The 12,713-nt window shown below is 52.9% G+C and carries 11 protein-coding genes; 7 read left to right on the top strand and 4 right to left on the bottom strand.

Annotated elements, in window-relative coordinates; genetic code table 11:
• The first annotated feature begins 124 nt into the window (after positions 1-124).
• The 3 genes from UC15_RS02930 (at position 125) to UC15_RS02920 (ending at position 2,279) form a co-directional block, all read left to right on the top strand.
• Positions 125-1,003: an AraC family transcriptional regulator gene (locus tag UC15_RS02930; protein ID WP_112287046.1), complete on the top strand. Its 879-nt coding sequence runs from the start codon at positions 125-127 to the stop codon at positions 1,001-1,003.
• An 84-nt stretch (positions 1,004-1,087) separates the two neighbouring features.
• On the top strand, positions 1,088-1,621 hold the full coding sequence (locus UC15_RS02925) for a GNAT family N-acetyltransferase (RefSeq protein WP_112287045.1): 534 nt from the start codon (positions 1,088-1,090) through the stop codon (positions 1,619-1,621).
• Positions 1,622-1,655: 34 nt separating this feature from the next.
• On the top strand, positions 1,656-2,279 hold the full coding sequence (locus UC15_RS02920) for a glutathione S-transferase family protein (RefSeq protein WP_112287044.1): 624 nt from the start codon (positions 1,656-1,658) through the stop codon (positions 2,277-2,279).
• 219 nt (positions 2,280-2,498) lie between these two features.
• Here the strand turns inward: UC15_RS02920 and UC15_RS02915 are convergent, their stop codons facing one another.
• Positions 2,499-3,614: an SDR family oxidoreductase gene (locus UC15_RS02915; RefSeq protein WP_112287043.1), complete on the bottom strand. Its 1,116-nt coding sequence runs from the start codon at positions 3,612-3,614 to the stop codon at positions 2,499-2,501.
• Positions 3,615-4,067: 453 nt separating this feature from the next.
• Here UC15_RS02915 and UC15_RS02910 point away from each other — a divergent pair, with 453 nt between their 5' ends.
• Positions 4,068-4,925 (top strand): PA4780 family RIO1-like protein kinase, encoded by an 858-nt coding sequence (locus UC15_RS02910; RefSeq protein ID WP_112287042.1) that lies wholly within the window; start codon positions 4,068-4,070, stop codon positions 4,923-4,925.
• Between the two features lie 3 nt (positions 4,926-4,928).
• On the opposite strand, the gene modA is transcribed toward UC15_RS02910, so the two are convergent.
• Positions 4,929-5,669, bottom strand: a complete 741-nt coding sequence (modA, locus tag UC15_RS02905; protein WP_112287041.1) for a molybdate ABC transporter substrate-binding protein — start codon at positions 5,667-5,669, stop codon at positions 4,929-4,931.
• A gap of 47 nt (positions 5,670-5,716) precedes the next feature.
• Positions 5,717-6,805, bottom strand: a complete 1,089-nt coding sequence (locus tag UC15_RS02900) for an ABC transporter substrate-binding protein (RefSeq protein ID WP_112287040.1) — start codon at positions 6,803-6,805, stop codon at positions 5,717-5,719.
• A gap of 160 nt (positions 6,806-6,965) precedes the next feature.
• On the opposite strand from UC15_RS02900, the gene UC15_RS02895 reads away from it, so the two are divergent.
• Positions 6,966-7,769: an inositol monophosphatase family protein gene (locus UC15_RS02895; RefSeq protein ID WP_112287039.1), complete on the top strand. Its 804-nt coding sequence runs from the start codon at positions 6,966-6,968 to the stop codon at positions 7,767-7,769.
• Between the two features lie 77 nt (positions 7,770-7,846).
• Here UC15_RS02895 and UC15_RS02890 read toward each other — a convergent pair whose 3' ends face one another.
• Complete coding sequence (locus UC15_RS02890) at positions 7,847-9,943, bottom strand: bifunctional diguanylate cyclase/phosphodiesterase (RefSeq protein ID WP_112287038.1); 2,097 nt, start codon at positions 9,941-9,943, stop codon at positions 7,847-7,849.
• Positions 9,944-10,212: 269 nt separating this feature from the next.
• Between UC15_RS02890 and UC15_RS02885 the strand changes: the two genes are divergently transcribed.
• A complete protein-coding gene (locus UC15_RS02885) occupies positions 10,213-10,881 on the top strand; it encodes a glutathione S-transferase family protein (RefSeq protein WP_112287037.1) in 669 nt (222 codons plus the stop codon).
• A 536-nt stretch (positions 10,882-11,417) separates the two neighbouring features.
• The coding region (locus UC15_RS02880; RefSeq protein ID WP_112287036.1) for an NCS2 family permease at positions 11,418-12,713 on the top strand (1,296 nt) is incomplete at its 3' end.

Raw genomic sequence — 12,713 nt, 5'->3', positions numbered from 1 at the left:
TTCAGCGACCTGCGCTGAGTTGCATATTCTTGCGCATTTTTTGCGGCGGCGGCCTGCAAAATGTGGCTCTGTGACGGTGAAAAACCGTAAACTGAACCTCTTCTTCCCTCCACACGGACATGCCATGACGAAGGTTTATCAGGCTTTTGAAACGCTGCGTCAGCACAAAGCGGTTCTGCATGACAATGTGGAGCTGGGTTCCGGCATTCAGCTGGCGGCGTGGTCGAACAAAAATGACATCGTGAATCAGGAAAGCGCCGATCACCACACGCTGAGCCTGTACGTTGCCGACGGTTACGAGTGCTATCACAAAACCCGTGGTGGCTGGCGTAACGGCGGCGGGCCGGATCGCTTTTGTCTGATGCCAAAAGGCAGCATGTCGAGCTGGGACGTGCGCGACGACTTGTCGTTTGTACATCTGTACTGCTCCGACGACCATCTGCGGTATCTGGTCGAGCAAACATGGGATCGCAGCCCGGTGGCAATTGATCTCGAAGAGCGCACGTTCGAAGAAGATCCGCAGATTACGCTGTTGTATCGCCACTTTTTGCTCAGCAGTCAGTGGCAGGAAAACAGCAATCAGCTGATGCTGAGCAGCGCCGCCAATCTGCTGCTGGCGCATCTGGTCAAAAATTATACCCATCTGCAATGGGCGCTGCCGACGGTGCGCGGCGGGCTGGCACCGCATATTCTCAATCGCGTGAAAGATTACATTCACACCCATCTGGCTGAGCCTTTATTGCTGCCGGAACTGGCTGCGCTGGCACAACTCAGCGAATTCCATTTTGCACGTATGTTCAGGCAAAGCATGGGGCTGGCGCCTCATCAGTACGTAATGAACGCCCGGCTGATCCACGCGGAAAATCTGCTGAAAACCAGCCAGATGAACATCACGGCTATCGCGCTTGAGTGCGGATTCAGTTCCACCAGTCATTTTAGTAACCGCTTTAAATCTGTCCGCGGCATCACGCCGTCGGCGCTGCGCGGCGGCATTATCGTCTGATTTCATTCCGCGTTAAAACCCTTCTTCCGGTCTGTCTGATTCCAGTGCTAATTTAATGGAAATTTACTTTATTCAGGGAAAACCATGCTGACCCAGGCACCTGTTATCGAAACCGAACGTCTGATTTTACGCGCCCATCACGTTGATGATTTTGAACATATTGCCGCGCAATGGGCTGATCCTGCGGTGGTGAAATATATCGGCGGCACACCGTCGGGTCGCGAAACCAGCTGGAGCCGCCTGCTGCGTTATCCCGGCCACTGGCAGATGCTCGGTTTCGGCTACTGGATTGTGTTTGAAAAAACCGATGGTGCAGAAGGCGCGTTTATCGGCGAAATTGGTCTGGCAGATTATCAGCGTGACATTACTCCCTCGCTCAGCGGCATGGCGGAAATGGGCTGGGTAGTTTCTCCGGCGTTTCACGGCAAAGGTTACGCGTTTGAAGCGGCGCAGGCGGTGATCCGCTGGGCTGAAACAAATCTGGATCGTCAGCTATGCTGCATTATTGCGCCGGAGCATCAGGCTTCAATTCGGCTGGCGGAAAAATGTGGTTTCGTGGCGAAAACCGACACCACTTATCACGGCTCTGCCACGCGGATTTTTGTTCGTCCGTCGTGACCGGCCATTTGCGTTCCACCTGACAGGGGAAATCATGCTGAAGATTCTGGGTAAATCACCGTCGATCAATGTGCGTAAAGTGTTGTGGGCCTGCCATGAACTGGGGCTGGATTACGAGCAGGAGCAGTTTGGTTCAGGTTTTCAGTCCACGCAGACAGCGGAATTTAAAGCGCTGAATCCGAATGCGATGGTGCCGGTGGTGCTCGACGGCGAGTTCGTGCTGTGGGAATCCAACGTGATTTGCCGGTATCTGGCGGCGCGGGAAGGGCGTGAAGATTTGCTGTCCTCTGACCCGAAACGTCGTGCGCTGACGGAACAGTGGATGGACTGGCAGGCCGGTGAGCTGAATAACGCCTGGCGCTATGCGTTTCCGGCGCTGGCGCGCAACAGTGCGCAACATCAGGATCCGGCGCTGATTGATGCCGGTGTCAGCGAATGGAACCGTCACATGCAGATGCTGGAAGAACAACTTCAGCGCAGCGGCGATTACGTGCTGGGAGATAATTTTACGCTGGCGGATATTCCGCTCGGGCTGGCGGTGAACCGCTGGTCGATGACGCCGATGCCACGTCCGGCGTTACCGGCAGTGACGGCGTATTACGACAGGCTGAATCAGCGCGAAGGTTTCAGGCTGTATGGCCGAAACGGCCTGGTATAATCCCCGTCATCCTTCACGCTGCGTGGCTGCGTTACTCGGCCCATCCATGGACCTCGCTCCTGAAGGCGCCGCTGCAAGCAGCGTCCCAGTCTGCTCCCTGCAGATTGGTCATTCACCCCGGTCACTTACTTATGTAAGCTCCCGGGGATTCATTCCGTTGCCGCCTTGATGCAACGAGAATGATTGAGGGGAGTGTTTAATATTTAACAGACATCGTGTTTATTTAAAATCCACCCGCATCAGTTCGCTGATAGATTGCCCACGGGTAGAGGAAACACATTTATCAATATAACTTTTAAAGGCAGCAGGTTTAGGAATACCCATATTCAATAAGCGTGAGTTATCAAATTTCACGTTCAATTGGGCAAAGCCGCCGTAAAGTTTAATGGCGCGTAAAATGATTTTGTCATTACACGGGCCAAGCACATCTTTAAATTGCTTACGGATACCGGTGAACTCCTGATAACTGATTTGCTCATATTCGCTGATAATACGTGGCGCATTATTTGCTTCCGCCACAGAGGTATCAATTTCATGGAAGGGTGTACACATCTCTTCGCCGGAAGAAATATGATAAAAATTATGGCTGAGTTCGGTCGCCAGACATAATTTTGCCAGCACCATCGCACAATAATCTACCGGGATCACATCCACCTGGTCGTCGAGCGTACAGGTAAATTTCTTCAGTTTGATCGCCATCATAAAGACCCAGAAAATGCTGCTCGAAGGCTGGCAACCGTACTGGGTATGACCGACGATAATCGACGGACGTGCGACGACAAACGGCAGCGACGGACATTCTTCCCGCACCAGATTCTCGATGGCGCGCTTGGACGCGGTATATTGCACCAGGTCTTCGTTCTGCTCGTTGTCCGGCATCCCTTCATAGAATACGCTGTCTTTATCAGGCATTGAGGCCATCGCCGTGCCGACATGCACAAATCTTTGCAACCCTTTGACCTGCGCCATGCGTTTGGCAAACACCAGTGAGCCTTCAACATTCACCCGCCACATGGCCGGATTATTACCGAATGACGCAATGGCGGCACAGTTAATGACATGCGTGACATTATCTAAACGCGGGTCATGAATAAAACTTTCCGGCTCAGCTAAGTCACCGGTTAATATTGACTTTTCGCTCAGTGAAGAAAGCTGTTCATCACTGAGTTCAAATTTCTTTAAGTTATCGATAATTCTGGCGAGTCCCGTCGTATTATCGTCAGCCCTGACTAAAAGTAATAGTTTATTTCTGGTGGTTAATTGCTGACGCAGAAAATATTCAACAACAGCTCCGCCAACGAAACCAGTGGCACCGGTAATTAATAGCGTGTTCATAATAGACAACCTGCAACGGGAAATTACCGGCACAGTACCACCAAAATTCTAAACGGAGCGTATACCATTTCATGCCGTTATTAAACCTCAGCTAAACAGCACGAAAAGCTCAAGTCAGAGGAAAAGTTCCGGCGATATGAAAATATAATAACTGGCAGGACTTATTTACAGTAAGAAATAATTATCAGGCCTGAAGTCATCATTTAAGTCAAATTCCCGGCGATGATGATCAGAGGGAAAACACCCACAATGTCCGTGTGCTTTTTTACGCAGAATGACAATAACTTGTGCGCAGAAAGTATCCACTCCATCGCCACTACGTTAAACTGTACTCCTGAAGGCAGTAAGCGATAAGGATCAAGAAAGGATGACGCGAACGGCGTGTCTGGTGTGTAATGAAGGGAATATTGCGCAGGTCATTCCCTCATGCGCTGAAATAAGGTACAAGGCTGCATGAAAATCCCAAATAGAATCCAACCTCTGGTGGATGACGGCCTGATTGATGATGTGGTCCGTCGACTGAAAAGTGGCAAAGAGGCCGACGTGTACACCGTTTTATGCGGTGAAGAGATCCGTTGTGCCAAGGTTTATAAAGAAGCGACACAGCGTAGCTTCAAACAGGCCGTACAGTATCAGGAAGGCCGTAAAGTCCGTAACAGCCGCAACGCGCGTGCGATGCAAAAGGGCACTAAGTTCGGACGCAAACAGCAGGAAGAGTCCTGGCAGACGGCGGAAGTCGATGCGCTGTTCCGTCTGGCGAATGCCGGTGTGCGCGTGCCGCAGCCTTACATTTGTCTCGATGGCGTGTTGCTGATGGAGCTAATCACCGACGCTGACGGTGTGGTCGCGCCGCGCCTCAGTGATGTCATCCTCAGCGAAGAAGAAGCGGTGGCTGATTTCGAAACCATGATCCGTAATATCGTGCGCATGTTGTGTGCCGGTATCGTGCATGGCGATTTATCAGAGTTTAACGTGCTAATGGATGCCGACGGGCCGGTGATTATCGACCTGCCGCAGGCCGTGGATGCCGCCGCCAATAACCATGCCGAATCGATGTTTGAGCGCGATGTGAATAACATGACCGAGTATTACGGTCAGTTCGCGCCGAAGTTGCTGGAAACGCGCTATGCCAAAGAGATCTGGGCATTGTACGAAGACGGCAAACTGACGCCGGAATCGCCGCTGACCGGCCTGTTTGCCGAAGATACGCATAAAGCCGATGTGGATTCCCTGCTGGATGAAATCATTGCCGCCGAAGATGAGTATTACGATCGTCAGCGGGCAATGAAGGAACGCGATTTAGATCATTAGTCTTTATTCCGGCATCACTGAATGCTTTCCGCAAAAACCGGCGTTCTGCAAAATATGCTGGCCGGTTTCTGAAAGAATAAATTCCGCCAGCGGTTTGCCTTTTTCGGTGCAGGTAGCCAGCGCGTAGATGGCGCGGACATTGTAATCGGCTGGCACGTTGAACACCTCCAGCCCGTCATTTTCACGCAGCAGCGTGGCATAACTGGTATAGCCGATAAATACATCGGCTTGCCCGCTGCAAATCAGCCATTCCGCAGCCAGTTTTCCTTCCGGCACTTTTGCTGAATTTTCACCGCCCACCAGCCGTAAGGCTTTATTTCGCAGGGTTTCTCCCGCGCCCGGATGGCGACGCTCAATATTTTCAAACATCTGCCAGGTATAGTCGCCGGAAGGATCACTTTTTGGCGTGGAAGTCGCCAGCCGGAAACGCGAATCGAGCAGCACTTTCAGCCAGTTAAGTGTGTCCAGTTCTGGTACTTTACGCGCCGTCACGCACAGGCTGTTGCCGCAAAAACTGTCCACTGACAGCGCTTTACCATGCTGCTGTAAGGCCAGCGGGTGAGAAGTATTGGCGGAAGCAAACAGATCGACTTTCTCACCCTGTTCGATGCGTTCACGTAACAGCCCGGCAGGACCGAATTCCGCAATTACTTTGGTGCCTGTTTTTTCCGTAAACGCTTCACACAACGGCTGCCATGCCCGGCGCAGGCTACCTGCGGCCAGCACTTTGATTGAATTTGTCATCAGGTCTCCTTGTCACATTGCCTCAACAATAAACGCCGGGGACGAGGTTATTTCCCCGCGCGCGCCGCCTCTGCCGCGGATTTAAAATCCGTCCGGTAGAAGCGCTGGTAATAAGCGTCTGCCTGTTTTTGCATATCGATATCGGCGAATTTTTGTGGATACAGTTTTTTCGCCATCCACAGTTCACCAATCGCCAGCGCTTCGGGCATCGGGTAGCCCCAGGCTTTGGCGTATTCCGGCATCAGATACACCCGATGATGTTTAACGGCATCAATACTTTGCCATTTCGGATCACTGTTGATCTGCCCGACCACTTCCGGATATCTGTCCTGCACGAAGATCACCTGCGGATCCCAGGCAATCACCTGTTCCATCGCCACTTGTTTAAACCCTTTCACGGTCGCGGCGGCCACATTCATCGCGCCGGCATGGGACATCATCAGGCCGGTATATTTACCGGAACCGTAAGTGGTCAGGTCGGGATTTGCCATATACGTGCGGATCCGTTGTTCAGGCGGAATGCTTTTCAGACGTTCGGCGGTGAGCTTGCGCTCTGAAAAAGTATAGTCGATCAATGCCTGAGCCTGTTTCTGGTGATTAACAACTTCGCCAATCAGCGCGATGCCTTTCTTCAGCCCTTCTGTGTACGCCTTATCTTCATCAGGCAGCACCGGATTCATTTTATGTTCTTCGCCTTTCGGATCGTCACGCAGTGAAATCGCCACCACCGCGATGCCGGTCTGGCTGATCTGGTCGATCATTTCCTGCGGCGCATAGTTGGTGACGAAAACCACCTGCGGATGCAGCGCGACCACGCTTTCCAGATTCACACTGGTCAGGTCACCCACTTCCGGCGTTTTCAGAAGCTCTGGCGCAAGGCGCGCATAACCGCTGCCCAGTTGTTTCTGCCAGTTATTCAGCACGCCAACAATGTCTTTGGTGGCATCCAGCTGAACCAGCAGATTCAGGGTCTGATGTTGCAGAACAACCACGCGATCCACGTTATCGGGGATCGTGACCTGACGGCCTAACTGGTCAGTAATCTGGCGTGCAGCCAGAGCGGAAGGGGAAGCAAAACTCAGGGCCAGCCCGAGCAGGGCGAGTGAAGGTAAAAAGCGGGATGATAATGCGCGCACGGATAAATCCTCTGGTTACGTTATACAGAGGATTATATAGCGTTATGTCATAGCTGAATATGACCCGTGATAAAGGACCGGTTGTCATTTTTTATTCATCGATTCCGGTGCATTCTATGGAAATGATTTTCTCCTTCAGACTGAATATTCAGGATTTATGATGACCAACACGACGATGTCTCCCCGTCTGGCGATGGCCAGTCAGATCGCGGCGCAGGCGGCTGAACTGGCGCTGGGCTTTTTTAACCGCCGGGACACCATTGAAGTCAGCAGCAAACGCACGCAGGATTTCGTCTCTGAGGCGGATGTGGCGGTCGAGCAGTTTATCCGTCGTCAGCTTGCAGAGCATTTCCCGCAGGATGCCATCATCGGTGAGGAACTGGGCGGCGTGCTGACAGACGCGCCTTGCTGGGTGATCGACCCGATTGACGGTACCTCGAATTTCCTGCGCGGTTCGCCGCTATGGGGCGTGTCGCTCGGCCTGGTCGAGAACAAAAAGCCAGTGGTGGGCATTGTGGCGTTGCCGGTATTAAACGACCTGTTTGCCGCAGAATCCGGAAAGGGGATTTTCCTGAACGGAAAGCCATTCCGTCGCGATGACCGTTTTGGCGACGTGCAGATTGTATCGCTGGGCGACAGCTCGGACGACAAACTGGACGAAGCTTCAGCATTTTATCAGGGGCTTCGCGCCGCAGACTGGTCGGTGCATTGTTATCGCTGCACGACCATCGGCATGGTGTTTGCCGCAAAGGGCATTATCGACGGCCATCTGCAACGGCGCACGACGCTGTGGGACATTGCAGGAGGCGCCGTGCTGTGTCAGGAAGCCGGACTGCACACGGTGGTGAAATTCGCGAAAACGCCGGATGGTACCGACAACTACCGGCATATGGCAGTGGCAGCCGGAACCCCGAATCTGATGTCTGACATCGCGCCGTTATGGCCGGATTTTGAACCACGGTAAGCGGGAACAAAGCGTCGAACTGCGCAACGCTGTGCGATTTTTCCGCACAGCGACCGCGTGATGTACGACGCCCTGGGTTAGTCAGGTTTATGATTGATGGAGAGCTGCGGTTCCCAGTCGGTATCGGGATGCTGGGCAATCTGTTGCGGTGTCATCGGACGTCCCAGCAGATAGCCCTGCAACGTGTCGCAACCCAGCTGCGTCAGGAAATCCTGCTGCTGGGTGGTCTCCACGCCTTCGGCCACCACTTTCAGATTAAGGGTCTGGCCCAGAGCGATAATCGCCGCCACAATGCTGGCGTCTTCGCTGCCGGCGATCAGGTCATTGATAAAGGCCCCGTCGATTTTCAGTTCGCTGGCCGGCAGACGTTTCAGATACAGCAGGCTGGAATAGCCGGTGCCGAAATCGTCAATGGAGGCCTTCACACCGTACTGGGTCAGGCGTTCGAGAATTGCCACGCTGACGTCCGGATTGCGCATTGCAGTGGTTTCGGTGACTTCCAGCGTCAGCATTTCCGGTGGGATCTGATGACGTTCAATCGTCTCAATCACCATTTCGACCAGATTCGACTGCTCAAATTGCAGCGTGGACAGATTGACCGCCACCGTCCAGGTGGTGTGTCCTTGCAGATGCCATTCGCGCAGCTGGCGGCAGGCTTCATTCAGCACCCATTCGCCAATCGGAATGATCAGACCGGTTTTCTCTGCCAGTGGCAGGAACACATCCGGGCTCAGCGTTTTGCCGTCACGCTCCCAGCGCAGCAGCGCCTCGAACCCGCTGACCGGCCCGTAAGGCGCGATAAATTTCGGCTGATAGTGCAACCGCAGTTCATGGTGCTCGATAGCCAGACGCAAATCATTGAGCATCTGCAGCTGGTTTTGCGCATTGGCATTCATCGAAGGCTGAAAGAAACTGTGCCCGTTGCGGCCAGAATTTTTGGTGTGATACATCGCTGCGTCAGCATTGAGCATCAGCTCGCGTTCATTTTCACCGTCGCCCGGATACACCGCGATACCGACACTGGCGGACACCAGCAGTTCGTAGCGGGACACGTAAAACGGACGGGCAATCAGATGCACCAGTTTATCGGCTAACTGAGAAGCGTCTGTCGGTTCAGCGATTTCCACCAGCAGGACAAATTCATCACCGCCGAGACGTGCCAGCGTGTCTGTCGCGCGCAGCTGGGATTTCAGCCGTTCAGTGACAGAAATTAACAGCTGATCGCCGATGTGATGGCCAAAAGCATCGTTAACGGCTTTGAACCCGTCGAGATCTATAAACAGCACCGCAAACTGAGATTCTCCCCGCGAGGCTTTCTGAAAAGCCTGACTGAGGCGGTCTTCCAGTAACAGGCGGTTCGGTAAACGGGTGAGATTGTCGTGCAGCGCCAGCTGAGTCAGCTCGCGGTTAGCCTGCGCCAGCGACGACGCCAGAATCGACGTGCGTGCCTGCATCCGGCCATCAAGAATAGAAATAATCAGGGTGATCGCCAGAATAGCCAGCGTCACTACAATCACCAGCAGCGCCAGCCAGTTATTATCCACGCCGCTGAAGGCCGCCATGCTGTGGCTGTCCATGGGGAATTGCGCAGCGGCCATACCGATATAGTGCATACCGACAATCGCCGTGCCCATCACCACGGCGGCACTGATGCGCAACAGGCGCACATTCGGCGACTGCTGGCGCAGATGGAACGCCATCCACAGTGCTGCGCCGGAGGCAACAATGGCGACCACGACGGATAATGTGACCCAGCGGAAGTCATAAACAATCGGCGGCATCATCAGCATCGCTGACATTCCGGTGTAATGCATGGCCGCAATGCCGCCACCCATCAGTAACGCGCCGGCCAGCAATCGCCGCAGCGGCAACTCTTGCAGGCATACCAGCCAGAGCGCAAACGCCGAGGAAATAATCGCAATCAGCATGGAAAGCAATGTAATGACCGGGTCGTAACCCATTGGCATAGAGGAATTAAAAGCCAGCATGCCGATGAAATGCATGGACCAGATACCGATGCCCATTGCAATGGCGCCACCAATTAACCAAAGTCGGGAAGCCCTTCCCTCCGTGGTGGCAACCCGGCCAGCCATATCAAGCGCGGTATAAGAGGCAAGCATTGCAACAATGAACGAAAACATGACAAGCACATTGTTGTAATTACTGGAAAACATGTAAGGCTCCACAAACATAGAGTCGAAAGCGACGGGCTGATTTTTTTATCCGGCGATAATGGCATTAAGAATTATTAAAGGCGAATGAAGTTACGATAATTTTTTTCGTGTAATTAAGATTAATCCGTAAGTAATTTTAATCAAATAAAAAGATTTTTTGCGGTATTAATCCGGATGAAAGAAAGGGTTTTTAAACGAATGTGATACGGCCTGCGAAACCGTTGTCTATAGTTAACAGATAATTAAATACGACAGGGCAAAAGACGTTTATGTTAACAGTTCATCATTTGGATAATTCCCGATCACAGCGAATCTTATGGATGCTCGAAGAACTGAGCGTACCTTACGAAATCAAACAGTATCAACGTGATAAGAAATCCATGCTGGCACCGGAATCGCTGAAAAAAGTGCATCCTCTCGGCAAATCACCGGTACTCGAAGATAACGGCATGATCCTCGCGGAATCTGGCGCTATTATTGAGTATCTGCAGGAAGTGTACGATGAGGCAGGCACGCTGAAACCGACGGCGTTCGCGGAGCGCCAGCAGTATCGCTACTGGATGCATTATGCCGAAGGTTCGCTGATGCCGCTGCTGGTCATGAAGCTGATTTTCAGCCGTCTGGGCAAGCCGCCAATGCCGTGGCTGATCCGCCCGATTGCCGGTGCGATCGGACAGGGTGTGCAGAAAAACTATCTGGATAAACAGATTTATACCCACATGGATTATCTGGAACAACATCTGACCACGCATCCTTATTTCGCGGGTTATCAGTTCAGCGCAGCGGACATTCAGATGAGTTTCCCGGTAGAAGCCATAAACGTCCGCACCGGTCTGGGAAAATACCCACATTTAAATGCATGGCTTTCCAATGTGACAGCCCGACCGGCTTATCAGCGGGCTCTGGAAACCGGTGGCCCTTTGAATATCCTGCGTTAATGGTTTTTAAGTCCTCAAAAATTTAAAGGGGGGAGCGTTTTGGTTTTTTATCGCCGGAACGTATTCCCTTTTTATATTTCACAGCGGGCTCTTTGCGGGTGTGGAATTTGCCCAATGAACGCCATCAGAAAATAAACCTTAATAAACGTCCTGTTATTTTTATCTCCGGTCTTTTACCTCCCGGCATAGCCTATTCATCCTGATTTGCTGTCTCTCTTTCTCATCGCCACGAAGCGCGTGCGCAACCGTTACCGCACAGCAAATCGCCAGGCGGACAGATTTGCACCACAACCGCGTTTTTATTGACCAGACAACGGTAAATTGTCGTCATTCGCAGTTGATGTGTGGTAATTAAAAACGAGATAATCGTTTGCGTTAATTTTTGTCCCGCCATACGCGATGCGAGTTAAACGTTTGCCTTGCCGTTCTGACGCCCGTTTCGGCGATTTCAGGCGACAAATAGGGAAGTGAACGTGCAGAAACGGTTTCATAATGACCACGCCGGCTAATCAGCAGAGACATTCAGAGGAATTTTCATGTCGAGTCAACACACTCAGACGGGCAGCGCCGTTGCGCCAAAGGGCCCGTTTGATGCTTTTTTCAAAATCAGTGCGCGTGGCAGTAACGTTCGCCAGGAAGTGATCGCCGGCTTAACGACGTTTCTGGCGATGGTGTATTCGGTCATCGTTGTACCGTCAATGCTTGGCAAAGCGGGTTTCTCGCCAAGCGCCGTGTTTGTCGCGACCTGTCTGGTGGCCGGTTTCGGCTCCCTGCTGATGGGCCTGTGGGCTAATCTGCCGCTGGCGATTGGTTGCGCCATCTCTCTGACTGCCTTTACCGCCTTTAGTCTGGTGCTCGGCCAGCACATCAGCGTGCCGGTTGCCCTCGGCGCGGTATTCCTGATGGGCGTATTGTTCACCATTATCTCGATGACCGGCATCCGGTCGTGGATTTTGCGCAACCTGCCCACCGGCGTTGCGCACGGAACCGGCATCGGTATCGGCCTGTTCCTGTTGCTGATCGCGGCCAACGGCGTCGGTCTGGTGGTGAAAAACCCGCTGGACGGTTTACCTGTCGCGCTCGGCGCCTTTACTTCTTTCCCGGTGATCATGACATTGCTCGGACTGGCGGTGATTTTCGGCCTTGAGAAACTGCGTGTGCCCGGCGGCATTTTGCTGGTGATTATCGCGATTTCCATTATTGGTCTGATTTTCGATCCTGCCGTGAAATATCAGGGTTTGTTCGCGATGCCTTCTCTGGCAGGTGCTGACGGCAAATCGGTGATTTTCGATCTCGACATCATGGGCGCGCTGAAAGCGGCGGTATTGCCAAGCGTTCTGGCGCTGGTGATGACCGCGGTGTTTGATGCTACCGGCACTATCCGCGCAGTCGCCGGTCAGGCAAACCTGCTGGATGAAAACGGCCAGATCATCAGCGGCGGCAAAGCGCTGACCGCAGACTCCGTGAGCAGCATTTTTGCCTCGCTGGTTGGCGCATCACCGGCAGCGGTTTACATCGAATCGGCAGCCGGTACGGCAGCGGGCGGCAAAACCGGCCTGACCGCAACGGTCGTCGGCGTGCTGTTCCTGCTGATGTTATTCCTGTCTCCGTTGTCTTATCTGGTACCGGCATACGCTACCGCACCGGCACTGATGTACGTGGGTCTGCTGATGCTCAGCAACGTGACCAAACTGGATTTCACCGATTTCGTGGATGCGATGTCCGGATTGTTGTGCGCGGTGTTTATCGTGCTGACCTGTAACATCGTGACCGGCATTATGCTCGGTTTCAGCTCGCTGGTGATTGGCCGTATTTTCTCCGGCGAATGGCGG

It is taken from the genome of Rahnella sp. AN3-3W3 (assembly GCF_003263545.1).
GTDB lineage: Bacteria > Pseudomonadota > Gammaproteobacteria > Enterobacterales > Enterobacteriaceae > Rahnella > Rahnella variigena.
Note: the sequence above shows the minus strand (reverse complement) of the source record. Positions and strands in the feature narration are given on the sequence as shown.

Bases quoted from the DNA above. Each gene is read 5' to 3' on its own strand.
- UC15_RS02890 (WP_112287038.1), bottom strand. From the start codon at position 9,943: ATGTTTTCCAGTAATTACAACAATGTGCTTGTCATGTTTTCGTTCATT.
- UC15_RS02930 (WP_112287046.1), top strand. From the start codon at position 125: ATGACGAAGGTTTATCAGGCTTTTGAAACGCTGCGTCAGCACAAAGCG.
- UC15_RS02895 (WP_112287039.1), top strand. From the start codon at position 6,966: ATGACCAACACGACGATGTCTCCCCGTCTGGCGATGGCCAGTCAGATC.
- UC15_RS02915 (WP_112287043.1), bottom strand. From the start codon at position 3,614: ATGAACACGCTATTAATTACCGGTGCCACTGGTTTCGTTGGCGGAGCT.
- UC15_RS02910 (WP_112287042.1), top strand. From the start codon at position 4,068: ATGAAAATCCCAAATAGAATCCAACCTCTGGTGGATGACGGCCTGATT.
- UC15_RS02885 (WP_112287037.1), top strand. From the start codon at position 10,213: ATGTTAACAGTTCATCATTTGGATAATTCCCGATCACAGCGAATCTTA.
- UC15_RS02925 (WP_112287045.1), top strand. From the start codon at position 1,088: ATGCTGACCCAGGCACCTGTTATCGAAACCGAACGTCTGATTTTACGC.
- UC15_RS02920 (WP_112287044.1), top strand. From the start codon at position 1,656: ATGCTGAAGATTCTGGGTAAATCACCGTCGATCAATGTGCGTAAAGTG.
- modA (WP_112287041.1), bottom strand. From the start codon at position 5,669: ATGACAAATTCAATCAAAGTGCTGGCCGCAGGTAGCCTGCGCCGGGCA.